Origin of the sequence: Streptomyces showdoensis (genome assembly GCF_039535475.1) — a bacterium.
Taxonomy (GTDB): Bacteria; Actinomycetota; Actinomycetes; order Streptomycetales; family Streptomycetaceae; genus Streptomyces; species Streptomyces showdoensis.
Window position 1 is genome coordinate 29,306 of the sequence record NZ_BAAAXG010000011.1, and the last position, 24,836, is coordinate 54,141.

26 protein-coding genes and 2 pseudogenes are annotated in these 24,836 nt (G+C 75.3%); 13 read left to right on the forward strand and 15 right to left on the reverse strand.

Going from position 1 to position 24,836, the window contains the following annotated elements; translation table 11 throughout:
• The first annotated feature begins 59 nt into the window (after positions 1-59).
• The gene (locus tag ABD981_RS06040) at positions 60-260 is read left to right on the forward strand and encodes a hypothetical protein (RefSeq protein WP_046905905.1); all 201 of its coding nucleotides are present in this window, start codon (positions 60-62) and stop codon (positions 258-260) included.
• Positions 261-431: 171 nt separating this feature from the next.
• A complete protein-coding gene (locus ABD981_RS06045; RefSeq protein WP_046905904.1) occupies positions 432-1,622 on the forward strand; it encodes an acyl-CoA dehydrogenase family protein in 1,191 nt (396 codons plus the stop codon).
• A 152-nt stretch (positions 1,623-1,774) separates the two neighbouring features.
• On the opposite strand, the gene ABD981_RS06050 is transcribed toward ABD981_RS06045, so the two are convergent.
• On the reverse strand, positions 1,775-2,698 hold the full coding sequence (locus ABD981_RS06050; RefSeq protein ID WP_046905903.1) for an ADP-ribosylglycohydrolase family protein: 924 nt from the start codon (positions 2,696-2,698) through the stop codon (positions 1,775-1,777).
• A gap of 70 nt (positions 2,699-2,768) precedes the next feature.
• Positions 2,769-3,131: a winged helix-turn-helix transcriptional regulator gene (locus ABD981_RS06055; protein WP_046905902.1), complete on the reverse strand. Its 363-nt coding sequence runs from the start codon at positions 3,129-3,131 to the stop codon at positions 2,769-2,771.
• 84 nt (positions 3,132-3,215) lie between these two features.
• Between ABD981_RS06055 and ABD981_RS06060 the strand changes: the two genes are divergently transcribed.
• Entirely contained in the window at positions 3,216-3,875 is a 660-nt protein-coding gene (locus tag ABD981_RS06060; protein WP_046905901.1) for an NADPH-dependent F420 reductase, read from the forward strand.
• 87 nt (positions 3,876-3,962) lie between these two features.
• On the opposite strand, the gene ABD981_RS06065 is transcribed toward ABD981_RS06060, so the two are convergent.
• From ABD981_RS06065 to ABD981_RS06075, 3 genes are all read right to left on the reverse strand, one after another.
• Positions 3,963-4,397: a VOC family protein gene (locus ABD981_RS06065; RefSeq protein WP_046905900.1), complete on the reverse strand. Its 435-nt coding sequence runs from the start codon at positions 4,395-4,397 to the stop codon at positions 3,963-3,965.
• A gap of 78 nt (positions 4,398-4,475) precedes the next feature.
• On the reverse strand, positions 4,476-5,327 hold the full coding sequence (locus ABD981_RS06070; RefSeq protein WP_046905899.1) for a universal stress protein: 852 nt from the start codon (positions 5,325-5,327) through the stop codon (positions 4,476-4,478).
• 6 nt (positions 5,328-5,333) lie between these two features.
• Complete coding sequence (locus ABD981_RS06075; RefSeq protein ID WP_046905898.1) at positions 5,334-6,071, reverse strand: CBS domain-containing protein; 738 nt, start codon at positions 6,069-6,071, stop codon at positions 5,334-5,336.
• 306 nt (positions 6,072-6,377) lie between these two features.
• On the opposite strand from ABD981_RS06075, the gene ABD981_RS06080 reads away from it, so the two are divergent.
• From ABD981_RS06080 to ABD981_RS06110, 7 genes are all read left to right on the forward strand, one after another.
• Positions 6,378-7,238 carry a universal stress protein gene (locus ABD981_RS06080; protein WP_046905897.1) on the forward strand — a complete coding sequence of 287 codons (861 nt, stop codon included), beginning with the start codon at positions 6,378-6,380 and terminating at the stop codon, positions 7,236-7,238.
• A 392-nt stretch (positions 7,239-7,630) separates the two neighbouring features.
• The gene (locus ABD981_RS06085) at positions 7,631-8,626 is read left to right on the forward strand and encodes a universal stress protein (protein WP_123954154.1); all 996 of its coding nucleotides are present in this window, start codon (positions 7,631-7,633) and stop codon (positions 8,624-8,626) included.
• 4 nt (positions 8,627-8,630) lie between these two features.
• Complete coding sequence (locus ABD981_RS06090; RefSeq protein WP_046905896.1) at positions 8,631-9,572, forward strand: ABC transporter ATP-binding protein; 942 nt, start codon at positions 8,631-8,633, stop codon at positions 9,570-9,572.
• Positions 9,569-10,387 (forward strand): ABC transporter permease subunit, encoded by an 819-nt coding sequence (locus ABD981_RS06095; RefSeq protein WP_046905895.1) that lies wholly within the window; start codon positions 9,569-9,571, stop codon positions 10,385-10,387. Before ABD981_RS06090 ends, ABD981_RS06095 begins: the two co-directional genes overlap by 4 nt.
• 164 nt (positions 10,388-10,551) lie before the next feature.
• Positions 10,552-11,001, forward strand: a complete 450-nt coding sequence (locus ABD981_RS06100; protein ID WP_046905894.1) for an Hsp20/alpha crystallin family protein — start codon at positions 10,552-10,554, stop codon at positions 10,999-11,001.
• The gene (locus ABD981_RS06105; RefSeq protein ID WP_123954153.1) at positions 10,998-11,567 is read left to right on the forward strand and encodes a flavodoxin domain-containing protein; all 570 of its coding nucleotides are present in this window, start codon (positions 10,998-11,000) and stop codon (positions 11,565-11,567) included. Before ABD981_RS06100 ends, ABD981_RS06105 begins: the two co-directional genes overlap by 4 nt.
• A gap of 50 nt (positions 11,568-11,617) precedes the next feature.
• On the forward strand, positions 11,618-12,181 hold the full coding sequence (locus ABD981_RS06110; RefSeq protein ID WP_046905893.1) for an Rv1733c family protein: 564 nt from the start codon (positions 11,618-11,620) through the stop codon (positions 12,179-12,181).
• 124 nt (positions 12,182-12,305) lie between these two features.
• Here ABD981_RS06110 and ABD981_RS06115 read toward each other — a convergent pair whose 3' ends face one another.
• The 3 genes from ABD981_RS06115 to ABD981_RS06125 all read right to left on the reverse strand — a co-directional run bounded on the left by ABD981_RS06115 (position 12,306) and on the right by ABD981_RS06125 (position 14,868).
• Entirely contained in the window at positions 12,306-13,640 is a 1,335-nt protein-coding gene (locus tag ABD981_RS06115) for a nicotinate phosphoribosyltransferase (RefSeq protein ID WP_046905892.1), read from the reverse strand.
• Between the two features lie 83 nt (positions 13,641-13,723).
• Complete coding sequence (cynS, locus tag ABD981_RS06120; RefSeq protein WP_046905891.1) at positions 13,724-14,194, reverse strand: cyanase; 471 nt, start codon at positions 14,192-14,194, stop codon at positions 13,724-13,726.
• A gap of 89 nt (positions 14,195-14,283) precedes the next feature.
• Complete coding sequence (locus ABD981_RS06125; protein ID WP_046905890.1) at positions 14,284-14,868, reverse strand: carbonic anhydrase; 585 nt, start codon at positions 14,866-14,868, stop codon at positions 14,284-14,286.
• Between the two features lie 138 nt (positions 14,869-15,006).
• On the opposite strand from ABD981_RS06125, the gene cynR reads away from it, so the two are divergent.
• Positions 15,007-15,960, forward strand: coding sequence for a transcriptional regulator CynR (gene cynR, locus ABD981_RS06130; protein ID WP_205628106.1), 954 nt, complete (start codon positions 15,007-15,009; stop codon positions 15,958-15,960).
• 51 nt (positions 15,961-16,011) lie between these two features.
• Here the strand turns inward: cynR and ABD981_RS06135 are convergent, their stop codons facing one another.
• The 5 genes and pseudogenes from ABD981_RS06135 to ABD981_RS06155 form a co-directional block, all read right to left on the reverse strand.
• Positions 16,012-16,671, reverse strand: a complete 660-nt coding sequence (locus tag ABD981_RS06135; protein ID WP_345528245.1) for a CBS domain-containing protein — start codon at positions 16,669-16,671, stop codon at positions 16,012-16,014.
• Positions 16,672-16,705: 34 nt separating this feature from the next.
• Complete coding sequence (locus ABD981_RS06140; protein ID WP_345528318.1) at positions 16,706-17,125, reverse strand: MBL fold metallo-hydrolase RNA specificity domain-containing protein; 420 nt, start codon at positions 17,123-17,125, stop codon at positions 16,706-16,708.
• A 382-nt stretch (positions 17,126-17,507) separates the two neighbouring features.
• Positions 17,508-18,131 (reverse strand): annotated as a pseudogene (locus tag ABD981_RS06145) (MBL fold metallo-hydrolase); the annotation flags it as partial.
• 57 nt (positions 18,132-18,188) lie between these two features.
• A complete protein-coding gene (locus ABD981_RS06150) occupies positions 18,189-19,214 on the reverse strand; it encodes an Acg family FMN-binding oxidoreductase (RefSeq protein ID WP_046905887.1) in 1,026 nt (341 codons plus the stop codon).
• A 41-nt stretch (positions 19,215-19,255) separates the two neighbouring features.
• Positions 19,256-19,885, reverse strand: coding sequence for a CBS domain-containing protein (locus tag ABD981_RS06155; RefSeq protein WP_046905886.1), 630 nt, complete (start codon positions 19,883-19,885; stop codon positions 19,256-19,258).
• 269 nt (positions 19,886-20,154) lie between these two features.
• On the opposite strand from ABD981_RS06155, the gene ABD981_RS06160 reads away from it, so the two are divergent.
• The gene (locus tag ABD981_RS06160) at positions 20,155-21,087 is read left to right on the forward strand and encodes a universal stress protein (protein ID WP_046905885.1); all 933 of its coding nucleotides are present in this window, start codon (positions 20,155-20,157) and stop codon (positions 21,085-21,087) included.
• A 94-nt stretch (positions 21,088-21,181) separates the two neighbouring features.
• On the forward strand, positions 21,182-22,930 hold the full coding sequence (locus tag ABD981_RS06165; RefSeq protein ID WP_046905884.1) for a sensor histidine kinase: 1,749 nt from the start codon (positions 21,182-21,184) through the stop codon (positions 22,928-22,930).
• Positions 22,931-23,077: 147 nt separating this feature from the next.
• On the opposite strand, the pseudogene ABD981_RS06170 reads toward ABD981_RS06165, so the two are convergent.
• Together ABD981_RS06170 and ABD981_RS06175 are read right to left on the reverse strand one after the other, a co-directional pair.
• Positions 23,078-23,752 (reverse strand): annotated as a pseudogene (locus ABD981_RS06170) (response regulator); the annotation flags it as partial.
• A gap of 25 nt (positions 23,753-23,777) precedes the next feature.
• Entirely contained in the window at positions 23,778-24,776 is a 999-nt protein-coding gene (locus tag ABD981_RS06175; protein WP_046905883.1) for an aldo/keto reductase family protein, read from the reverse strand.
• Positions 24,777-24,836 lie beyond the last annotated feature (60 nt).

The following is a 24,836-nucleotide window of genomic DNA, read 5'->3' on the forward strand; positions in this document are numbered from 1 at the left end:
TGCGGGAGCGGGACCCGGACACGAGAATGGCGAGTGCCTGCAGAACATGAGGAGGCGGCATGAACGGTGAGACCGACAAGACGTCCCGGGGGGACATCCCGACGCCCGACAGGCTGCTGCACGCCGGGTCGGAGGGCGAGTTCTCGGCGGAGGACGTGTGCCTCGCGTCCGGCCGGGACGTGACACCGAAGAACCTCGCCTGGGCCGAACGGCGCATGGCCGAGAAGGGGCGCGCCTCACTCGACGAGCTGCTCCCCTGAGCGAAGTGCGGTAGCCGGGCCGCCGCGGTCGGCCGCCACCCGGTGAGGTGGCGGGGCGGCGCCCCGGCCCACATCCGTGCCTACGCATCGTGCACGGCCCTTCCCCATTTATGGAACACGTTCTACCGTGGCGCCGCACCGCGCGGAGACCGATCCAGGGGAGACGACGCCATGCACCTCGAGTACACGCCCGCCCAGCACCGCCTGCGCGCCGAGCTGCGCGCGTACTTCGCCGAGCTCGTCCCCGAGGACGTCCACGCCCGCTACGCCGACCCCGCCGCGCAGAAGCGCTTCTACCGGGAGACGGTGCGCCGGCTGGGTACGGACGGCTGGCTGGGCGTCGGCTGGCCGACGGAGTACGGCGGGCGCGGGCTGAGCCCGATGGAGCAGTTCATCTTCTTCGACGAGGCCGCGCAGGCGGGCGTACCGCTGCCGCTGATGGCGCTGAACACCGTCGGTCCGACGATCATGCAGTTCGGCACCGACGAGCAGAAGGCGTACTTCCTGCCGAAGATCCTCTCCGGCGAGATCGACTTCGCGATCGGCTACAGCGAGCCGGACGCCGGCACCGACCTCGCCGCACTGAAGACGCGGGCGGTGCGCGAGGGCGACGAGACGACCGGCTCGTACACGGTGAACGGCCAGAAGATCTGGACCACGAACGGCGACACCGCCGACTGGGTCTGGCTCGCGGTCCGCACCGACCCGGCGGCCCCGCCGCACAAGGGCATCACCATGCTGCTGGTGCCGACGAGCGACCCCGGCTACTCCTGCACCCTGATCAACACCCTCGCCTCGCACGACACCACGGCGAGCTACTACGAGGACGTCCGCGTCCCCTGCTCCCACCGCGTCGGCGAGGAGAACAAGGGCTGGCGCCTGATCACCAACCAGCTCAACCACGAGCGGGTCACCCTCGCCGCGCACGGCACGATGGCGATCCGCGCCCTCCACGACGTCCAGCGCTGGGCCGCCGACACCAAGCTCGCCGACGGCCGCCGCGTCCTCGACCTCGGCTGGGTCCGCCGCACCCTCGCCCGCACCCACACCCGCCTGGACGCGATGAAGCTCCTCAACTGGCAGATGGTGAACGCCGTCCAGAACGGCACCCTCACCCCCCAGGACGCCTCCGCCGTCAAGGTCTACGGCTCCGAGGCCCGCCGCGACGCGTACGCCTCGCTCATGGAGGTCACCGGCGCGGCCGGCGCCCTGAAGGAGGGCTCGGCCGGCGCCGTCCTCCACGGCGAACTCGAACGCGGCTACCGCTCGGCCGTCATCTTCACCTTCGGCGGCGGCAACAACGAGATCCAGCGCGAGATCATCTCCTGGATCGGCCTGGGCATGCCCCGCGTCCGCCGCTGACGCATGCCGTCCGGGCGCCGCCGGTCGGATGACCGTCGGTTCGCCCCGGTCGGCAGCGGAACGCTCCAGGGACATCGCCCGTGCGGGAGGGCGCGCCTCGGCGCGCGGGGAACCTCGGTCGCCGTGGCCGGCGTCGTCTCCGCTGCCGGGGGTCACGTCTCGGTGCCCTGCGCCGTGACCCCCGGCAGCCGCTCGCGGGCGGCGTGCCAGGTGGGCGGGAGGGCGGCGACGCCCGTCCGCGCGGCGATCACCCCGCCCGCGACGGCGCACGTCGTGTCGATGTCGCCGCGCCCGCCGACCGTGGTCCACAGGCCCTCCTCCAGGTCGTCCAGGTTCCCCGCGGCGCACCACAGGGCGTACGGGACGGTGTCGGGCCCGGACATCCGGTAGCCGGAGCCCAGCACCTCCGCCGCGTGCCGCACCGAGGTGCGGGCCGGCATCCGGGCCGCGATCCGCAGGCCCGACCGGACGTCGCCGTCCGGAAGCCGTGCGGCGACGGCGCCGAGGAAGGCGGCGCGGGCCGGCGCGGGACCGCCCCGGCTGCGCGTCGCGAGCGCCGCGGCGAGGGCCACCGCCACCGCCCCTGCGACGGCCTCCGGGTGGTGGTGCGAGACCGTGCTCTGCCGGGCCGCCTGCTCGGCGACGGCGTCGAGGTCCTCGGCGAGCCAGGCGCCGAGCGGGGCGACGCGCATCGCCGCCCCGTTGCCCCAGGAGCCCTGGCCGCCGAACTGTCCGGCGACCACCTCCCGCCACGGCTCGCCCGCGCCGATCCGGCGGAGCACGTCGTGCATCGAGGCCCCGTAACCGCGGTGCGGGTCCTCGGCATAGGCCTCGGCCAGGCGCAGCGCCAGACGGTCCTGGTCGACGACGCCGCCGCCCTCGGCGAGCTCCCGGACGAGCACGAGCGCCTGCGCCGTGTCGTCGCTCCACAGCCACGACGGCTCCGCGGGCGGCACCCGCGCCTCCAGGGCCCCCGGGCCCTCACGCCGCAGGATGCCGAACCAGCGGTCGCCGAAGGCGTCACCGAAGGCGAGACCGGACAACGAGTCGACCGCGGCGGGAGGCAGGGGAGTCATCTCAGGAGTATCACAAGGCAACGGCCCGCCCGGCACGCCGATTTCGGCGGCGCGGACCGCCCCGCACCCCTCACCCGCCCGCCATGCCCTCCGTGCGCTCCTGGGCCGCCATCACCTCGTCGCCGTGCTCGAAGGCCCACGCCCCGAACGCCTCGATCGGTTCGAGCAACGTCCGCCCCAGCTCCGTGAGTCCGTACTCCACCCGGGGCGGCGCCTCGGCGTAGGCGGTCCGTGTCACCAGCCCGTTGAACTCCAGGCGCCGCAGCGTCTCGGTCAGGACCTTGGGGCTGATCCCGCCGATGCGCTCGCGCAGCTCGCCCGGGCGCCGCGGACCGTCCCGCAGGACCCAGATCAGCACCGGGTTCCAGGTGTGGGAGAGGAGGTCGAAGGCGAGGCGGGCGCGGCAGTCGGCGAGGTAGGAGTCGGTCGTCACGTACCAGATGGTGCCTGACGGGTTTCCTAGTGTCGTCCCCGAAACGGCCGGAGTGCCGTGTCGGACGCGGAGAGGGGCGGATCCATGAGGATCGGTGTGCTGGGTACGGGGAACATGGCGGACGCGCTGGCCACGCACTGGGCGCGGGCCGGGCACCAGGTGCGCGTCGGCGGCCGGGACGGACACAAGGCCCGGCGGCTCGCGGACGGCATCGGGAACGGTGCCGGCTACGGAAGCCTGCGGGCGGCGGCCCGATTCGGCGAGGTGGTGCTGGCCGCGCTGCCGTACGGCGCGGGCGCGGACGTCGTCGGGGAACTGCGGGCGGAGTTGGAGGGGACGGCGCTGCTCGACTGCGCGAACCCGGTCGGGCCCGGCTTCCGGCTGCTCACGGAAGGCGGCCCCTCGGCCGCCCACCGGCTGGCCGCGGCGGCACCCGGCGCGCACGTCGTGAAGGCGTTCAACCTCTGCCACGAGGACGTGTGGCGGATGACCCCGCCGGCCTTCGACGGCCTGCCCCTGGTCGTCCCGGTCTGCGGTGACGACGCGGCGGCCCTCGCGCGCGCCCGTGAACTGGTACGGGACACGGGCTGCGAACCGGCGGACGGCGGCGGCCTCGACCGCGCCGGTCTCCTGGAGGCGACCGCCGCGCTGTACATCGGCCTGTGGGTGGGGGAAGGCGCCGACGTACGGGCGATGGCCCCGCCCCTGGCCTGGGCGGCGGGCCCACGAGCCGACAGCGCGTGAGCCGCCGCCCCCGTCGGCGTCAGCGGAACGCGCGGACCACCTGGACCGGTCCCACGCTCCGTGCCTCGGAGTCGTCCGACCCAGCTGTCAGTCGAGGCAGAACTCGTTGCCCTCGATGTCCTGCATCACGATGCAGGACTCGTTCTCCTCGTCGGCCAGCATGACCCGCTGCTGCACCGCGCCGAGCGCGACCAGGCGTGCGGATTCGGCCTGCAGCGTGGCGAGGCGCTCCTCGCCCACGAGCCCGAATCCGGCCTTCACGCAGAGGTGCACCCGGTTCTTGACGACCTTGCCCTCGGGGACGCGCTGGAAGAGCAGTCGCGGGGCCACGCCGGAGGGGTCGCTGCAGGAGAACCACTTCGGCGGGTTCTCGGACGGGTTCGCGCGGTGGTACTCGTCCCAGGTGGCGAAGCCCTCCGGCGGGGGCTCCGGGACGTACCCCATCACCTCGGACCAGAACCGGGCGAGCCGCACCGGGTCCGCGCAGTCGATGGTGACCTGGAACTTCTGGATCTTTGCCATTCGGCCACCGTAGCAGGGGGGTTCAAGCGATTTTCCGCTGCTCAGGAGGGGGCTGTCGGGGAGGGGCGGGGCGGCCGGTCAGTCGTGCGGGACCAGCGCCACCGGCGCCGGGCTGTGGTGCATGACCGCGTGGGCCACGCTGCCGAGGTGACCGCCCAGCACCGACCTGCGGGTGCGCCGGCCGACCACGACCAGCGCCGCGTCCCCCGCCCCGCGTACGAGTTCCTGGCCGGCCGAACCGATCAGCACCCGCCCGTCCGCCACCACGTCCGGGAACTTCGCGCGCCACGACTCCAGGAGCTCGTCCAGCGAGTGCCGGATCGCCGGGGTCACCGCGGGCCGGACGTCCGGCACCATGGCCGGGCCCAGGCCCGCGTAGAAGGGCAGCTGCTGGACGTACACGACCTCCAGGCGGCCGCCGCGCAACGCCGCCTCCTCGAAGGCGAACCCCAGGATGCCGTCCGCCGGTTGCCGTACGTCGACCCCGGCCACCACCGGGCCGTGCCGGGCCGCGTCCCCGGCCCGTACCAGGACGACGGGCCGCTCGATCCGGCCGGCGACGGTCATGCCCACGGAACCGACGAGGTACCCGGCCACACCGCCCAGCGCGCGCGAACCCAGGACCAGCAGTTCGCCCTCCTCGCCCGCGGCGACGAGGCTCGTCACCGGGGCCGAGGGCAGGACCCCGGTGGTCACGGCGAGCCCCGGCCGGCGCTCGCGCAGCCCGGCCGCCGTCCGCGCGAGCAGATCCTGGGCCCAGGACTCCACGGGCTCCCGCGACACGAGCGGCACGAGCGCGTCGGGCGAAGGCTCCAGCACGTGCACCAGACGTACCCCGGTGCCCCGCAGAACCGCCTCCTCGGCCGCCCACTCGGCGGCGGCGTGCGCCTGCTCCGTGCCGTCCAGACCGACGACGATGCCCTGCGTCATGACCGTTCACTTCCTCTCGTCGCCCGTGGAAGTCTCTTCGTGAGTGCTGTGAGTGCTGTGAGTGCTGTGAGCGCCGTCCGCCCCGCGCGTGCCGTCCGCCCCGCACTCCAGCCTGGTCGTCGAGACCGAGACCACGCCGTCGACCATCGCGCACATGCGCTCCACCACCGGCGCCAAGTCCCGGAGCGGCAGCCTGCCGGCCAGTTCCACCCGTCCGTCCCGTACCTCCACCGTCAGCGCCCCCGCGGCGAGGCGCAAGGTGGAGCCGAGCACCTCGTCCACGATCTCCCGGCGGATGTCCTCGTCCTCGCGGAGGAAGACCGCCAGCAGGTCGCGGCGGCTCACCAGGCCCAGCAGCCGGTCGTCGGCGTCCACCACGACGAGGCGTCTGACGCCCTGCACCTCCATCAGCCGGGCGGCCTCCACCACGGTCCACTCCGGGCGGGCGCACACGGCGGGCGCCGACATCAGCTCCTCGGCCCGGGTCCCCTCGGCCTTCGCCCGCTCCCACGCCTCCAGGCCCGGCACGGGCGGCCGGTCTCCCGGTACGACGGCCCGGTCGGCGGCCTTGCGGAGCAGATCCCCCTCCGAGACCACCCCGATCACCCGGTCCGCCCCGTCCACGACGGGCACGGCCGTCACCCGGTGGCGGGTGAGCACGCGGGTCAGCTCCTTGAACGGCGCGTCGCCGCGGACGCTCACCACCTCGCGGGTCATCAGCTCTCCGATCCTGCGATGACGCATCACGCACTCCCTCCCGGGGCGGCCGGTTTCTCCCCCACCATCGCCCGCGGCCCCGGCCCCGCGGCAAGGGCCGAACGGGGCAGGCCGCGCCCCGGGCAGCCCTGGCGCGGAGCGCCCACCGGTGTTCTCCTGAAGAGGAGGAGGGGACCCACCCGGAGACGCGGGGAAGCGGACTCGTGCCGCGCACCGCGCAATCAGGATCCGCGAGAAGCGGATGGGCCCCTCCTCCCGCCTCTCCCGCCGTCGCCCGTGTCGCGGGCGTGGCGGCGGCAGGGGTGCCGTCCCACGACCCGGAAGGTGGGCACGATGGAATCACCCCTGGTGGTGGGAGTGGACGGATCCGACGCGAGCCTCGCCGCCGTGGACTGGGGTGCCGACGAAGCCGTACGGCACGCACTCCCGCTGCGGATCGTGCACGCATCGCTGTGGGAGCGGTACGAAGGAACCGTCCCGGACACCGACGCCGACCGCCTCGTCCGCGCCGCCGCCGACCGGGCCCGGCTGCGCGCCCCCGGTCTCCCCCTCACCACGGACGTCCTCCCCGAGGACCCCTCCGGCGCCCTGCTCAGGGAAGGCGCCGACGCCGCCCTCCTGGTCCTCGGATGCCGGGGGCGCGGGAAGGTCGCCGACCTGCTGCTCGGATCCGTGAGCCTCGGTGTGGCCGCCCGGGCCTCCTGCCCGGTCGTCGTCGTCCGGGGCGACGCCCAGGCCCTGGAGTCCCGCCACGGCCGCGTCCTGCTGGGCGTCGGCGAGCACGACGTGGACGGGCCCGCCGTGCGGTTCGCCTTCCGCGAGGCGGCGGCCCGGGGCGCGGAACTCGACGCCGTACGCGCCTGGAGACGGCCGTCGCACACCGTCCTCCCGGCCGGCGGGACGGACGCGGAGGGGGAGGGGCGGGCGTCCGAACGGCTCGACGAGGCGCTGGACGCCGTGGCACGCGAACATCCCGGGGTACGGCTCCTCAGGAGCACCGTCGAGGGTCCCGCCCACCGGGTGCTGACCGAGCGCTCCGCCGCCGCCGACCTGCTCGTCGTCGGCGCGCTCCGCCGGGACGGCCTCGTCGGCCTCGAACTCGGCAGGGTCGCCCACCGGGCGCTGCACCACGCCTCCTGCCCGGTCGCCGTCGTACCCCAGCGGCCCCCGGCACCTCAGGAGGGGGAGGCGTGAGGGACCACCGCCCCCGGGCCACTCCGCCACCCGCACGAGCCGCAGCGGCACCTCCCGCACCACCACCTCCCGCAACACCGCCTCCCGCGCCGCCCAGCGGACGGCGGCGAGGCTTTCCCCGGAGCCACCGACGGTGACCCGGGCCGTCACGACCCGCCTCCGCTCCTGGCCGGCCTCGGTGCTCGCGCCCGCGCGCCCTGCCCAGGAGGGGCCGGGCAGGTCTCGATCGGGACCGAACGGCCCCTCCCCGGGGACCGGCCGCGATGCCAGCGTGAGGGGTGAGGCGGCGTCCCCCCCGACGCCCGGCCCCGGGCCACGCGTCCCGGGCCACCGGGCCCGGACCCGACGCCCGCCCCGACCGGAGCCCCGACACGTCTCCCGTGGGAGGAACCATGACCGGCGAGATCCCCGGCCGAGCGGAACTCGGCGACGTCGTCGTGGGAGTCGACGGCTCCCCCTCCGCGCGGACCGCCGTCCTGTGGGCCGCCGCGGAGGCGGACCGCCGCGGCCGCCGCCTCCACCTCGTGCACGCCGCCGACACCGACCGGCGCGCCCTCTTCGCCGACGCCGAGACGATCCAGGCGGTACGGGAGGCCGGCCGCGACCTGCTGGCCAGGGCCGCGGCACTGGTGGGGGAGCGCTTCCCGGACCTCGCCGTGACCAGGGAACTCGGCCGCCAGGAACCGGTCTCCGGCCTCCGGGCGGCCGCCGGTGCGCGGGGCACGATCGTGGTCGGCCACCGCGGCCTGGGCGGCTTCGGCACGCTCCTGCTCGGATCGGTGGGACTGGGCGTGGCGGCCCGCGCCGAGGTGCCCGTGATCGTCGTACGAGGGGAGCCGACGCGCCCCGGCACGGGAACGGTGACCGCGGCCGTGCGCGGCGTCGCGGACCTGGACTGGCTGCCGCTCGCGGCCGCCGAGGCGGAGGCCCGCAAGGCGGCGCTGCGGATCGTCAGCGTCTGGAACGTGCTGGCCCAGGTCGGCAGCGTCGCGACCATGCTCGACGACCTGGACGGCATCGCCCGGGAGCGCGTGCGCGAGACCCAGGCGCTCGCCGAGCGCATGCGGCGGCTCCACCCCCAACTGGTCGTCGCCCACCACGTGGAGGCCGGGACGAGCTCCGCCGGGATCCTCGTCGAGGCGAGCGCCCGCACCGACCTCGTCGTGATGGGGCGGGGCCGCCGCCCGCTCGGCGTCGGGCCGTCCCTCGGTCGCGTCGCGCACAGCCTGATCCACCACGCGTACTGCCCGGTGGAGATCGTCCCGCGCGGCTTCACGTACCCACCGACCACTCCGGACACCCCGGCGGCTCACGACACTTCGGGCACTCGAGACCCTTCCGGCGGTTCCGGTGGCTCGGGCACTCCGGCCGGTCCGGGCACACACTGACCCCATGGGCGAGACACCCGCCATCGAGCTCACCCGGCTGTCGAAGCGGTACGGGCCGGTCGTCGGCGTGGAGTCCCTGTCCCTGGCGGTGGAGGCGGGCGAGGTCTTCGGTTTCCTCGGCCCCAACGGTGCCGGGAAGACGACCACGCTGCGCTGCCTCGTCGGGCTGCTCGGACCCACGTCCGGCCACGCGCGGGTGCTCGGTCTCGACCCCCTCGCGGACCACGCCCGACTGGCCCCCAGGCTCGGCTACCTGCCGGGCGAACTGCGGCTCTACCCCGAGCTCACCGGCGCGCAGACGCTCGACCTGCTCACCGCGCTCCAGCGCGCCCCCTCGCCCCGCCGCCGGGAGCTGTGCGAGCGCCTCGACCTCTCCGACCGCGACCTGCGGCGGCCCGTCCTCGGCTACTCCCGCGGCATGAAGCAGAAGCTGGGGCTCGTCCAGGCGCTCCAGCACGAGCCGCGCCTCGTGGTGCTCGACGAGCCCACGGAGGGACTGGACCCGCTCGTGCAGGAGACCTTCTTCGCGCTGATGGCCGAGGCGGCCGGAGCCGGACGCACCGTCCTGCTGTCCAGCCACGTGCTGCCGGAGGTCCAGCGCGCCTGCGGGCGGGTCGCCATCATCCGCGAGGGCCGGCTCGTCACCGTCGAGCGCGTCGCCTCGCTGCGCGAGGCCCGGGCCCGCCGGATCCGCGTCACACTCGGCGGCCTGCGCCCCGGCCGTCCCCGCAGCCTCGGGGACGCGGACCGCTGGAACCCGCGCTGGCAGGGCGACCGGGCCGAGCTGCTGGTCCCGCCGAGCGACATCACGGCCACCCTGCGCGCCCTGCTCACCCTCCCCGTCGCCGACATCACGGTGGAGGAGGCCGGCCTCGACGAGGCGTTCCTGGACCTCTACCGCGACCCCGCGCCGCCCGACGGCACCGCGCCCGGGAACGCGCCGTGAACACCCTCCCGCCCCTGCTCCGGCTGGCCCTCCACCGCAGACGGCGCATGCTCACCGCCGTACTGGTCGGCATGGTGGCCTTCGAGGCGCTCATCGTCGTCGTGACGAACACGATCCCGCCGGAGCAGCTGTTCTCCGGCGGCCGGTCGCCGCCCTCCGCGTACCGGGCGTTCAGCGGTTCCAGCGGGGACGTCTCGATCGCCAGCTACCCGGGACTGCTGGGCGCGGGGCTGACCCACCCGTTCTGGATTGCGCTCCAGCTGACCGTGATCGGCTCCCTGGCGGCCGCCGCCGTCGCGGCGGACGTGGAGTCCGGCACCATCGAGCTCGTCATGGTCCGGCCGGTCACCCGCAGCCGCCTGCTCGCCGAACGCGCCGCCGCCCTCCTGCTCGCCTCCGCCGCCGTGACCGCCGCCGCCACGCTCACCGTCGCGGCGGGCGTGGCACTCTCCCCGAAGATCCACGCGCAGGTCGGCCTCGGCGGCGTGTTCGCCGCCGGGGTCATGGGCTACGCCTTCACCCTCTGCGTCACGGGACCCGCGCTCGCCGTGTCCGCCGCGGTGGGGCGGCGGGCGCTGGTCCTCGGCGCGGTCGTCGCGATCGGGGCGGTGGGATTCGCCGTCAACTTCGTCGCCCTGGCCTGGGAGCCCGCCGCGCCCCTGCGGTACCTCAGCCCGTTCCACTACTACACGCCGGGCGACGCCCTCGCGCGGGGCGCGGTCCTCTGGCCGCGCGTCGCCGTGCTGGCCGGGGCGGGCGTGGCCGGCCTGCTCGCCGCCCAGGTGCTGCTGCGCCGCCGCGACCTCACCCGGTGACACCGTTCCGGCCCCGCCGCGCGGGGTGCGCTTGGGCCGGTCGGTCCCTCCCCGGGACGGTCCGTTCGGCCCCCCGGAGCGGCCCCGTGGGGCACTTCGCCGGGCGGGGGGCGGGCGGAAGAGTGGGACACGGGGGCCGAACTCCCCAGAGCAGGAGCAGAACGATGACCGGAGACAAAGGGGAACGCAGGCGCCGCCGGTTCCCCGACTTCAACGACTGGTTCGACCGCGAGTTCCCGGGGCTGCCCGGCTGGCGCCCCGCCACGGCCGCCCACTCCATCCCGGTGGAGACGACGAGCGCCGACGGCGCGTACGTGCTGCGGGCCGAGCTGCCCGGCATGGACCCGGACGACATCGCCGTCACGGTCGACGACGACCTGATCACGGTGAGCGCCGAGCACGCCGAGGGCGAGCAGGACAAGGAGCACTCGGAGTTCCGTTACGGAGCGTTCCGCAGGACCGTGCGGCTGCCCGGCGCGATCCCCGTCGGCGAGGTCGACGCCTCGTACGCGGACGGCATCCTCACCATCAGGGTCCCGATGCCCGAAGCGGAGAGCGGGACCGTGCGCAGCATTCCGGTGCGGCGGGCCGGCTCCGGGGGCGGTCGGTCATGAACCCGCGGCGCGTCCTGGTCGCGTACGGCAGCGGACACGGCGCCACGGCGGGCATCGCCGACGAGATCGGCCGGACGCTGCGGGCCGACGGCTTCGACGCGGTCGTCCTGCCGGCCGACACCGTCACCGACGTCAGCGGCTACGACGGAGTCGTCCTCGGCGGGGCCCTCTACGCCGGACACTGGAACGCCAAGGCCCGCCGGTGCGCCCGGCGCAACGCCGAGCAGCTCCGCCACCGGCCCGTCTGGCTCTTCAGCAGCGGTCCGCTCGACGGCTCCCGGAGTTCGGCCGCCCCGCACGACATCCCGCCCGTACGCGGGGTCGCGCGCCGGATGAAACGGCTCGGCGCCCGGGAGCACGCCACCTTCGGCGGCGCCCTGACCGCGGACACGGCCGGTCCGCTCGGCCGGGCCATGGTCCGCCACGGCCAGGGCGGGGACTTCCGCGACCACGCCCGGATCCAGGCCTGGGCGCACCACATCGGGACCGAGCTCGGCGCCGAACCCGGCACCGACCTCGGCACCGAACCCGGCACCGAAGGCTCCGAAAGCAGCACCCGGAGCTGACCGCCTCCCCCCCCGTACGCCCGGCGAGCCGCTCCCACCGGAGGTGCGCCATGGTCGACCACGAGCCGTTCCCCGGCGGCCGCACCGCCCTGGTCCTCGTCCTCCTGCTGGCCCTGATCGGCGGTGCGATCACCGCCGGGGCGCTCTGGACGGCCGGCGCCAGGGCCGACCGCGCCCTCGCCGCGCACCGCCACCAGGTGACGGCGACCACGACCGGGCCGGCCAAGGAGCTGCCCGTCGCCACCCGCTACGGCGCGCATCCGCAGGCCGTCGCGCCGGCGGTCTGGGGCTACCCCGATGACGTGCGCAGGACCGGCAGCGTCGCCGTACCGCCCGGTTCGCCGCGCGGCCGCACGGTCGTGATCTGGGTGGACGACGCGGGCGCCCAGGCCCGGCCCCCGGGCAGCGCGGCGGACCGCGCGCTGCTCTCGCTCTCCGGCGGAACGGCCACGGCGTTCGCCGTCGGCGGGGTCGGGGCGGGTGTCCTCCTCCTCGTACGGCGGACGGTCCAGGCCCGCGGGCTGGCGGCCTGGGAACGCGAGTGGGAGCAGGTGGAGCCGGTGTGGTCGGGCCGGCTCCGGCGGGGCAGCGGGCAGGGGACGGAGGACGACTGAGGACGGCCGAGGGCGAGGAGTACGGCTGAGGGCGGCGGGGCAGGGCCGAGGGCGAGGGAGTACGGCTCGGGGCGGCGGGGCAGGGCCGAGGGCGACCGGGTACGACCGAGGCAGGTGTGTGCCCCTACCGCCCGGAGCCCGTCCGCACCTCGATCCGGTGCCGTACGACGGTCGTCAGGGCGGTGAGCCGGGTCGACACCGTCGGGAGCGGCGCCACGGGGGAGCGGATCCGCCGGGCCTCCTCCGGAAGGTGCGCGAGGTCGGCCTCGAAGCGGAGGCGGGCGGCGGCCAGGGTGTCCGGTGGTTCCGTGCGGAGTCCGCCGCGCATCACCGTCCGCAGCAGCGGCTCCGTGCCCTCGGGGGGTTCCTCGTTCGCCAGGCCGATGACGTCGCGCAGGCCGGGCCCGCGGAAGACCTGCTTGCGGCCGGGCGCCGTGACCTTCCCCGGGGACAGCTTCATGACGGGCCGCCCGTCGTACTCGACCAGTTTGTAGGCCGCGTCCGGGTACGGGGCGTCGGCGGCCACGCCGACCCTGCTCCCCACCGCGTACACGTCGATCGGCGCCCCCTCCCGGACGAGCCGGTCGACGCCGTACTCGTCGAGGCCGCCGCTCGCGATGATCTGGACGTCCGGCAGCCCCGCCGCGTCGAGGGCGCCGCGGGCCCGGCGGGCCAGCGCGCCCAGGTCGCCGCTGTCGAGCCGGATCCCGCAGCCGGGACCGAGTCCGAGGTCCCTGAACACCCGGGCGGCCGTGGCGACGCCGCGGTCGGTGTCGAACGTGTCGACCAGGAAGGTCACCGGCCCCGGATGGGTGCGGGCGAAGGCCCGGAACGCCTGCTCCTCCGAGCCGAAGGCCTCGACGTACGAGTGGGCCATCGTGCCGGCGGCCGGGATGCCGTAGCGGGCCGCGGCGGCGACGTTGCTGGTGGCGGCGAAGCCGACCAGGGCGCAGAGCCGCGCCGCCGTCGTACCGGCCTCGGGGCCGTGGGCGCGGCGCAGCGAGAAGTCGACCAGGGGCCGCCCCGCGGCGGCGAGCACGCACCGCGCCGCCTTGGCGGCGACCACCGTCTGGTGGCACAGCAGGGACAGCAGGTACGTCTCGACGAGCTGCGCCTGCGGCAGCGGCGCGGTGACCTCCAGGAGCGGCTCGCCCGCGAGGACGAGCCGGCCCTCGGGCACCGCGCGCACCTCGCCGTCGAAGGACAGGCCGAGGAGCGGTCCGAGGTCCTCGGCGGGCCGTCGCAGCGCCTCGGCGAACTCCTCGACGTCGGAGCGTCCCACCCGGAAGCGGGAGAGGTGGTCCAGGGCCGGTTCGAGCCCGGCGGCGACGAGGAATCCGCGCTCCGGCGGGAGATCGCGGACGAAGAGGCCAAAGGTGGCCGGTGCCCGCATGTCCTCCCGCAGGTACGAGAGCGCCATCGTGACCTCGTACAGGTCGGTGGTGGTGACCTGGGACATGCTTCGAGCATGCGCGCCGGAGCGGGCGGCCGCACCAGGGCGGCCGCCCGCGGGGCGGTGCCGGACCGGCCCGACCTGCCGGATCAGAAGGGCTTGGTCGGCAGGTACTTGCCGTCCAGGGTGATGACGGCGCGCTCGCCGCCCTCGGGGTCGGCGACCTTCTTGACGTCGAGCCTGAAGTTGATCGCGGAGATGATGCCGTCCCCGAACTGCTCGTGCACCAGGGCCTTGAGGGTGGTGCCGTAGACCTGGAGCATCTCGTAGAAGCGGTAGACGGTCGGGTCGGTGGGGATGCCGCCGGGGATCGAGCCGCGCGTCGGGATGGTCTGCAGCAGCACCACCGCGTCCTCGTCCAGGCCCAGCAGCTCGGCGACCGCCTTCGCCGAGTGCTCCGGCAGCGCGTGCTGGCCGAGGACGGCGGCGGTGACGAACGCGACGGACAGGCCGGCGGCGTCGGCGACCTGCTGCCAGGAGAGGTCCTTGCGCGTCTTGGCCTCGACGGCGGCGATGGCCAGGGTCTGGCGGGCGGTGGGGTCGAACTGGGCGTGCACCATGATGGGGTTCCTTGTCTGACGGGGGTGGACGGAGAAGAGGGAGTGGCTGAGGCGGTCGGGGCGGTCGGGGCGGTCGGGCCGGCCGGGGGTCAGGCCGCGACGGGCGAGCCGGCGGCGGTCAGTTCCTCCACGTGGCCGCTGCCGATGTCGTAGACCCAGCCGCGCAGGGTGACCCGCCGCCCGGCCAGGGCGCGGGCGACCGACGGGTGGGTGGCCAGGTTCGCCAGCTGGGCCAGCACGTTCTGCCGCACGAGGGCGGGCACGTCACCGGCGGCGGTGCGGGCCCGGGAGGCGTCGGCGTGCCGCAGCCAGGCGGCGACCGCCGGGGCGCCGCTCAGGTCGTGCCCCTGGGCGAGCGCGGTCATCGCGCCGCAGGCCGAGTGGCCGCAGACGACGATGTCCCGGACGCCCAGCGCGGAGACGGCGTACTCGATGCTCGCCGCGACCCCGTCCGCGCCGGGCGTGTGGGCGGGCACCAGGTTTCCCGCGGTGCGGATGACGAACAGGTCGCCCGGCTCGGTGCCGGTGATCAGCTCGGGGACCACACGGGCGTCGGAGCAGCCGATGAACAGGGTGTGCGGGCTGTGCTGGGTGGCCAGGCGGGCGAAGAGCTCCGCCTTGGCGGGGAAGACGTCCCGCTGGAAACGGGCGATGCCTTCGGCGAGGTCCTGCATGGGGTCGCTCCCTTCTGTGGCGGCCGGCCCCTCGGTGCCGGCGAGATCCACCCTGCACGACCTGTGCCTATAGCGTCCAAGACTTGCTGGCGATCAGAGCTAGTGATGCCATCTATGGCTGCGCCTATAGTGGTGCGCATGGCCGCCTCTCCGGAACTGCGTCATCTGCGCTACCTGCTCGCCGTCGCCGAACACGGCAACTTCACCCGCGCCGCCGAGGCCCTGCACATCTCCCAGCCCACGCTCTCCCAGCAGGTCAGACAGCTGGAGCGCACCCTCGGCGTGCAGCTCCTCGACCGCACCGGGCGCACGGTCCGGCTCACCGACGCCGGTGCCGTGTACGCGGAGCACGCCCGGCGCGCGCTCCGCGACCTGGCCGCCGCCGAACGCGCCGTCCACGACGTCCAGGACCTCGCCGGCGGCCACCTGCGGCTGGGCGTCACCCCCACCTTCACCGCGTACCTCGTCGGCCCGCTCGCCGCCGAGCTGCACGCCCGTCACCCCGGGATCGGCCTGACCCTGACCGAGACGACCCAGGACCGCGTCGAGGCCGCCCTGCTCGCCGACGAACTCGACATCGGCATCGCCTTCGCCGGCCCGCACCCGCCCGGCATCGCCGCCTCGCCGCTGTTCACCGAGACACTCGGCCTCGTCACCGCCGACGGAGCCGTCCCGCCTCCCCCCGGACCGCTGCCGGTCCGGGCCCTGGCGGATCGTCGACTGGCGCTCCTCAGCGGCGACTTCGCGACGCGGGCGCACATCGACGCCTACCTCGCGGCCCACCGCGTCGCGCCGCGCATCGCGGTGGAGGCCAACTCCATCCAGGCCCTCACCGAGATCGTCCGGCGCGGCCCGCTGGCCACCGTGCTGCCCGACGCCATCACCCACGAGCACCCCCACCTCGTCCCCGTCCCCCTCGACCCGCCCCTGCCCGCCCGCACCGTGACCCTCCTGCACCGGCAGGGCGCCTACCGGAGCGCCGCCGCCCGCGCCTTCGTCCGCCTCGCCCACGACCTCGTCCGGGCCCGCGGCTACACCGGAACCGGGACCGACACCCCGACGGACGGAGTGACCGCCCCACCGACGGAGTGACCGGCGCGCCGCACAGTGACCGGCGCGCCCGCACAGGGCCCGGCGCGAGCCCTACGCCCCCGTCCGCGCCGCGAGTTCGCAGCGCACGTCCACCACGCCCTCGACCGCACGGGCAAGCCGCGCGGCGACGGGCACCAGGTCGACGTGCGGGTCGAGGCCGGTGCCGGACAGGGTCACGACACCGGCCTCGACCCGCACGTCGACCTGGTGCCGGGAGAGCGGGAACAGGGGCTCGACGACGTCGTGGCGCACCTCGGCCGCCAGGTCCTCGTCCGGGCGCAGGAACACCTTGAGCAGGTCGGAGCGGCTCACGACGCCCCGGAGGACACCGCCCGCGTCGACGACCGGGAGGCGCTTGACGCCGCGGACCGTCATGAGGCGGGCGGCGGCGGGCAGGGAGGCCCCGGGGGAGACGGTCACCGCCGGCGAGGTCATCAGCTCCCGGGCGCGACGGGAGCCGGCCTTGGCGGTGGCGTCGAGGTGCCGCATCTGCTCGACGAGGCCCAGGCGGTGGTCGTGGAACTCCTCCTTGAGGAGCAGGTCCGCCTCGGAGACGACCCCGACGACCCGCCCCTCGCCCTCCACGACGGGCACGGCCGTCACCCGCCACCTCCGCATGGTGGTGACGATCTCCTTGAAGTCCGCGCCGGGAAGGACGGCGACGACCCTCCGGGTCATCACGTCGGCGACGGTGTACGGCTTCGAGGTCATGGCCCTCTCCTCACCGGGGCTGCCTGCCGCCCGGTCAGCGGACCAGAACGGCCTCGCCGGAGCGGGGGACGACGGCCGTCCAGCCCAACTCCCGGTCGACGCGGTCGCGCAGGGCCTGGGACGCACCCGGCTCGCCGTGGACGAGGTAGGTGGTGTGCGGGCGGGGAGCGCCGCGCAGCCAGTCCACGATCTGCCCCGCGTCGGCGTGCGCCGAGAAGTGCGGGACGTCGGCGACCTCGGCGCGCACGGGCACGTACGCGCCGAACATCTTGAGCGTCCGGGCCCCGTCGACCAGGTCCCGCGCCCGGGTGCCGGCGGCGGCGAAGCCGACCACGACCACCGCGTTGCGCGGGTCGGGGAGCAGCCGGCGCAGGTGGTGCAGGACCCGGCCGCCGGTGGCCATGCCGGCCGAGGAGACGATGACGGCGGGGCCGTGCGTGCTGTTGATGTCGATGGACTCCTGGACGGTGCGGGCGGCGAGGAACGGCTCGGGGCTGAGCGCGGCCTCCCCCCCGGGCCAGGATCTCGGGCCGCAGCTCCGCCGACCGTTCGCGTACGGCGTCCCGGTAGACGTCCAGGGCGGCCAGGGCCATCGGGCTGTCCACGTACACCGGGACCGACCGGGGCAGGACGTCCGTCCCGCGCAGCCGGGTCAGTTCGTGCAGCACGACCTCGGTGCGGTCGATCGCGAAGGCCGGGATGACGACGGTGCCGCCCCGGGCGAGGGTCCGCCCGACGACGTCGGCGAACGCGGAGCGCCCGGACTCCTGGTCGTGGCGCCGGTCGCCGTACGTCGACTCCAGGAGCAGCACGTCCGCTCCGGAGAACGGCTCGGGCGGCAGCAGCAGCGGGTGCCCGGGCCGGCCCAGGTCCCCGGAGACGGCCAGCGTGTGCCCGTCCTCCAGGGTGAGACGGGCCCAGGCCGACCCGAGGATGTGCCCGCCGTGGTGGAGCGTCAGCCGCGTGCCGTTCACGATCTCCACCTCCGGTCCGACCGGGACCGGATCGAGGAACGCCAGCGTCTTCTCCACGTCGGAGTCGTCGTAGAGCGGCCGGGCCGGGCGGTGCTTGGACCAGCCGTGCTCGTCGGCGTGCCGGGCCGCCTCCATCTGGAGCCGGGCGCTGTCGCGCAGCACGATCGAGGCCAGCCGGGCGGTCGCGGCGCTGGTGAGGATCGGGCCCCGGAAGCCCTGCCGCACCAGGCGCGGCAGATAGCCGCAGTGGTCCAGGTGCGCGTGGGTGACGACCACGGCGTCGATGTCGGCGGCGTCCCGGCCGAACCGTTCCCAGTTGCGCCGCCGCAGCCGGGCGAAGCCCTGGAACAGACCGCAGTCGACGAGGATCCGGGACCGGTCGCCCTCGACGAGGAACTTGCTCCCGGTGACCGTCCCCACGCCGCCCAGGAAGCTGAGCAGGGCCGGCCGCGGGGTGACGGCGGGGTACGGGACTGCCTCGGACATGATCGCCCTCCTCGGGGTGCGTCGTTCGGGTCTCGTTCGGGTGCGCCGGCTCTCCCCTCAGTCGATGTCGAGCACCTCCGAGACGGGCCGTCGGGGCGTCGCCCGGCCGCGCGGCCCGTACCCCAGGCGCAGCACCATGTGGACGAAGCCCATCGTCGAACCCGGATCCCTGGCGAGGGACCGCAGTTCGGGCCACTCCAGAGGCTGCGACATGAGCGAGGCGGACAGTCCGTCGAGGGTGGCCCGGAGCAGGATCCGCTGCATCGCCTGACCGGCCGTCAGCCACTCCCGCGGGGTGTCGCCGGTCGTGCCGAGCAGGGCGATCTGGGGCCTCTTCTCGAAGGCGGCCGTGGCGCGGGCGGCGACCCGCCGCCGGGCGTCGAAGTCCCGGACCGGGGAGGTCACGTCGTACTGGCGCGGCCCGAAGGCGTACGAGGGGATGCCCTCGGTCCCGCTCCCGCCCGCCCCCTCCGTCGCGGTGCCCTCGCCCGCCGTACCCGTACGGGTCCAGGCGGCGATCTCCGCGCGGACCGAGTCGCTCGCCGCCTCGAACAGCTCGGAGGCGTGCACCAGGCCCAGCACCGTGTCGGTGTGCCAGGCACCCGGCACGACGAGGCGGCAGCCCTCGCGGACGGCCTCGGCGCTCAGTCCGTCCAGGATCTCGGCGGGGATCCGCTCCTCGGTGAACGGGAATCGGCTGGTGTGCCGCTCCCGCAGCGCGGTCCGGAAGACGGCCAGCTCGTCCTCCTCCCGGTGCTCCTCAGCGGGCCCCCGCAGGTGCACGTCGGCCAGGTGCCAGGGCGCGCCGGGGTCCGGCAGCAGCCGGGTCACGGCGTGCAGTCCCCGGTCCGCGGCGGCGACCCGCAGGCCGAACAGGGCGGCGCCGCAGCCCAGATGGAGGGCGCGGTGGTCGGGGTCCTCGCGGGGCATGGCCCGCGCCGGGTCCCCGTACAGCTCGACGGTGTCCGTCCCGGACCGGTGGACGAACCTCCAGGGCTGCGCGTTGTGCATGGAGGGCGCGGTGACGGCGTCCTCGACGAGGGCCGTCACGAGGGTCCGGGTCAGGGGGGTGAGGGTGGGCACGGTGCGTCCGTCCTGTCGGAGGGGTGCCCCCGGTGCGGGGGTCACCACGGGGTGTTCTGCGCGGTGCGCGCGGCGGAGGTGGCGGCGGGGAACGTGTCGTCCTCGGCGGCGGAGAGCCGGTCCACGACGGCGACGACGCCGTCCACCCGCTCGGCGAGCCTCAGCAGCACCCGGGCCCGGCTCCGGCGCCGCACCCGTCCTTCGAGCGTCACCACGCCGTCCAGGACGTGGACGTCCACCGCGTCACGGGGCAGGCCCATGGCCTCGGACAGGACGTCCTCCCGGATGCGTTGCCGGATCTCCGCGTCCGGGCGGAGGAACACGCACAGCAGGTCGCGACGGGTCACGATCCCCACCAGCCGTTCCTCCTCGTCGACGACGGGGAGGCGCTCCACTCCGCGGCGCACCATCAGGCGCGCCGCGTCCGCGACCGCCTCCTCGGCGTACACGGTCACGGCCGGGGCGGTCATCAGCTCCCGCGCGCTCGTCCGGCGGCGGGCCAGCAGGTCGGACTCGGAGACGACGCCGAGGACGTGCTCGTCCTCGTCGACGACGGGCAGCCCGCTGATCTCGTGCTCGGCGAGCAGCTTCGCGAGCTGCTTGAAGGGCGTCGAGGGGACGGCGGAGACCACGTCGTCGGACATCAGGCCGCCGACCTTCATGTGCTTCATCACCGAGCCTCCCGTCCGTGCCGTCTGCCGGCCGTCCCCGCCCCACCACCGTCCACCGGCCACCGGGGGGAGCGCGAGGGGCCGAACGGTCCCGTGCCGGGCCCGACCGGACCCGGCACGGACCCGGCCGGACCCGCCCGGAACGACCGGGACCTTTGGCCCCGCGCTTGCCCCCTGCGGCCCTCCGGCCGCCCGGCGCCCGGATGTCACGGTGGGAGCAGGGCGAAGCCCGGGCAGCGCAGCGGGGGCGGACCGTACGAGGAGGAGCCATGGGCACCACGGACGGGAACGACGGGAGAAGCGGCCCGGGCCCGGGGCGGCACGCCCCCGGCAGGGTCGTGGTCGGCGTCGACGGCTCGCCCTCCTCGCGTGCGGCCGTGCGCTGGGCCGCCGCGGAGGCGGTCCTGCGGGGCAGCGGCCTCTGCCTGGTGCACGCGACGGACACCGACGCCGCGTCCGGCTTCCTCTCCCGCGCGGAGAGCGAGCGCTGCGGGCGCGCGGGCCGGGACCTGCTCGACCGCGCCGCCGAGACGGTGGCCGCGCACCACCCCGCCCTCGCGGTCGTCACGGAGCTCGGCACCGGGCCGCCGGCCGCGAGCCTGCGCACGGCCGCGGGCCTGACCGGCACGATCGTCGTCGGGCACCGGGGCGTCGGCGGGTTCTCCGCGCTCCTGCTCGGCTCGGTCGGACTCGACGTCGCCGCGGGCGCCACCACGCCGGCGGTCGTCGTGCGCGGGGGCGCCGACCCGGCCGAGGCCGGGGCCGTACTCGTCGCCGTCCGCGACGGCAACGACCTGGGCTGCGCCCGGGAGGCGGCCCGCGAGGCCCGGCTGCGCAAGGTGCCGCTCCGGCTCCTGCACGTCTGGGCCGTGGCCTCGTACGAGGGCGTCCGGACGGCGCTGCGCGACGGAACGCGGGAGGCGGCCCGCGCGCACGTGCGGGTGCCGAACGAGGTCGCCGAGCGGCTGCACGAGGAGTTCCCGGACGTCACCCTGCTCGCCGACGGCGAGAAGCACCACAGCGTGCCCGGCGCCCTCGTCGACGCCTCCCACCACGCCGACCTCCTGGTCGTCGGGGGCCGGCGGGCGCCCGGCTACCTCGGACCGACCCTCGGGCGCACGACGCTCGGCCTGCTCCAGCACGCCCACTGCCCCGTCGAGCTGATCCCGCGACGCGGGCCGGGACACGGGAGCACCGCCTGAGCGGGGGCGCGGAGCGGGCCGCGCGGATACCGTGAGAGGGGGCCGGCACCGCGAGCCGCCACGCGCTCGGTACGGCCCGAGGCCGGAGGTGGCGATGGGGCGTGACGACCCGGAGCGGGCCCACAGCGGGATCCCGCGCCTACGACTCGACGAGCTGCTCGACGAGCTCCAGGTGCGCATCGACGAGGTGCGCGGCACCCGGGACCGGCTCAACGGGCTGCTCGAAGCCGTCATGTCCGTCGGCCGGGAACTGGACCTGCCCCAGGTGCTGCGCGGCATCGTGGAGGCGGCCGTGACCCTGGTGGACGCCGAGTACGGCGCCCTGGGCGTGATCGGCGACGACCGGCGGCTCTCGGAGTTCCTGCCCGTCGGCATCGACGACGAGCTGCGCGAACGCATCGGCGCCCTCCCGTCCGGGCACGGCCTGCTCGGCGAACTGATCCGCAACCCCAAGCCGCTGCGCCTCGCCGAGCTCTCCGGGCATCCCGCCTCGTACGGGTTCCCCGCCCACCATCCGCCGATGCACTCGTTCCTCGGCGTGCCCGTGCGCGTCCGCGACGAGGTGTTCGGCAACCTCTATCTCACGGAGAAGCGCGGCGGCGCCGACTTCGACGCGGAGGACGAGGCCGTCGTCACCACGCTCGCCGTCGCCGCCGGCATCGCCATCGAGAACGCCCGCCTCTACGAGGAGGGGCGGCTGCGCCAGCGCTGGCTGGCGGCGAGCTCCGCGCTGACCAGTGCCCTGCTCTCCGGTACGGCGGAGAGCGAGGTCCTCGACGGCATGCTGGAGCAGGCCGTGGACATCGCCGGCGCCGACATGGGCGTGTTCTACCTCGTCGGGCCGGGCGGCGAGCTGCGCGGCTCGCTGGCCCGCGGCGAGGGAGCCGACGAGCACCGGGGCGTCGTGCTGCCGAGCAGCGAGGGCACCCTCGCCGCGGCGGCCCTCGCCCAGGACGGGCTGGTCACGGTCGCGGACGTCGAGCACGACGGGCGGGTCACCGTGCAGCCGGAACGGTGGACGGGCTTCGGCCCCGCGGTGGCCGTCACGGTCGGCACGAAGGAGCGCCTGAGCGGTGTGCTGATCCTGGCCCGGAGCAGGGGCCGGGCGCCCTTCACCGGGGCCGAGATCGCCGCCCTCCCCGGCTTCGCGGACCAGGCGGCCCTCGCCCTCGAACTGGCCGACCGCCGCCGCGACTCCGAGCAGGTGAGCCTCCTGGAGGACCGCGACCGCATCGCCCGCGACCTGCACGACCTGGCGATCCAGCGGCTGTTCGCGACCGGGATGACGCTGCAGAGCGCCCGCCGGTTCGTCGAGCACCCGGAGGCCTCGGACCGGCTGAACCGGGCGATCGACGACCTGGACGCCACCATCAAGATCATCCGGGCGACCATCTTCGGCCTCCGCGAGCATCCGCCGCCCGGGACGGCGCCCAAGCTCAGGAACCGCATCGTCAAGGCGGTCGACTCGGCCGCGTCCACGCTCGGCTTCACCCCCGCCCTGCGCATGGAGGGCCTGCTCGACACGGACGTGCCGCCCGAGGCGGCGGACGAGGTCGTCGCGGTCCTCGGCGAGGCGCTCACCAACGTGGCCCGGCACGCGGGGGCCCGCCGCGCGGAGGTGGCGGTGGTCGCCGAGGACGGCGTCCTGGCGGTGGCGGTGAGCGACGACGGCGTGGGCATCGGGCCCGGCGGGGCCCGCAGCGGACTGCGGAACCTGGCCGAGCGGGCCGAGCGGCTGGGCGGCGACCTGTCGGTCCTCGCCCGCCCGGAGCCGCCCGGCGGCACGCTGCTGGAATGGCGGATCCCGCTGACCCCGGACGGGGAGCGGGAGCCGGAGCCCTGATCAGGGGGCCCCGGGCGGGTGGTCGTGACCGTCCCCGCGCCCGCCGCCGTCCCCGTGCCCGCCGCCGTCCCCGTGCCCGCCGCCGTCCCCGTGATCCCGTCCGTCCCCGTGATCCCGCCGCTCCTCGTGCTCCCGCTGCCCGTCCTCGTGCCGGTCGTGCTCGTGGGCCTGGGCCGCGATCACGGCCGCCTGCACCCGGCGCTCCACGCCCAGCTTGCCCAGCAGCCGTGAGATGTGGTTCTTGACCGTCTTCTCCGACAGGTAGAGCCGTTTGGCGATCTGCCGGTTGGTGAGCCCCTCGCCGATGAGTTCCAGCACGGAACGCTCCCGCTCGGAGAGCACCGCCAGCCGCTCGTCCTCCGGGGGCTTCGGGGCCTCGGGATCGCGCAGCGAGCGCATCAGGCGGGCGGTGGTCGCGGGGTCGAGCATCGACTGCCCGGTGGCCACGGTCCGTACCGCGGCCACCAGGTCCGAGCCGTTGATCTGCTTGAGCACGTAACCGGCCGCCCCCGCCATGATCGCGTCGATGAGGGCGTCCTCGTCGTCGAACGAGGTCAGCATCAGACAGGCCAGCCCGGGCAGCCGGGAGCGGAGCTCCCGGCACACGGAGATCCCGTCCCCGTCGGGCAGCCGCACGTCCAGCACGGCCACGTCCGGCCGCAGGGCCGGTCCCCTGGCCAGCGCCTGGTCCGCCGTCGAGGCCTCGCCGACCACCTCCATGTCGGCCTCGTCGTCGAGCAGGTCGCGCAGTCCCCGGCGGACGACCTCGTGGTCGTCCACGAGGAAGACGCGGGTGACGGTCTCGGGCGGCGCCTCGGTCATGCCTCGATTGTCCCAGTTCCTCCGCTCAGCGGCGCCGGATCCCCGGCTGGGCGTTCGGGGCCAGGACGGGCTCGGTGAGCGGGGCGTCGCCGAGGGCCCGGTCCACGGCGGCCAGCAGGTCGGGGGAGAGCTCCACCCCGGAGGCGGCGGCGTTGGCGTGCACCTGCTCCGGGCGGGAGGCTCCGGTGATGGCCGAGGCGACCTCCGGCCGGCGCAGCACCCAGGCCAGGGCGAGGGTGGGCAGGGAGAGGCCGGCCTCCTCGGCGACCGGCACCAGCCGCTGGACGGCCTCCAGGTTCGCCTCCGTGTAGACGAGGTCCCGGGCGCCGGCCATCGCGTCGCTCGCGAAGCGGCTGCCCTCGGGGACGGGCCGGCCCGGGCGGTACTTGCCGGTCAGGACGCCCTGGGCGAGCGGGGACCAGACGATGTTGGAGATGCCGTGCGCCTCGGTGAGGTCGAAGAGCCCGGCCTCGGGCGCCTGCCAGAGCATGGAGTACTGAGGCTGGGAGGAGACGAAGAGCTCCGGACCGGCGAGGTCGATCGCCGCCCGGACCTGCTCGTCCGTCCACTCGCTGAAGCCGAGGTAGCGGGCCTTGCCCTGCTCGACGACCTTCTGGAACGCCTCGATCGTCTCCTCGATCGGCACGGACGGGTCGAAGCGGTGGGCCTGGTAGAGGTCGACGTGATCGGTCCGGAGGCGGGTCAGGGAGGCGTCGATCTGACGGGCGATCTGGTCGGCGGACAGTCCGGCGTCGGCCGGGTCGTCCGACATGCGGCCCCAGACCTTGGTGGCCAGGACGTACGAGTCGCGCGGGTGCGCGGACAGCACCTCGCCCCAGGCCGCCTCGGCCGCCCCGCGCCCGTACACGTTGGCCGTGTCGAAGAAGTTGATGCCCGCGTCGAAGGCGGCCTCCGTGCAGGCACGGGTCGCGTCGGCCTCGACGCCGCCGGAGTAGGTGAGCCAGGAGCCGAGCGAGATCTCCGAGACCTCCAGGTCCGAGTCGCCCAGCTTGCGGTACCGCATGGGGTACTTCCTTTCTCAGCGGAAGAAACGTGCGTGTCCTCGGAGGGCCAACGTAGGCCC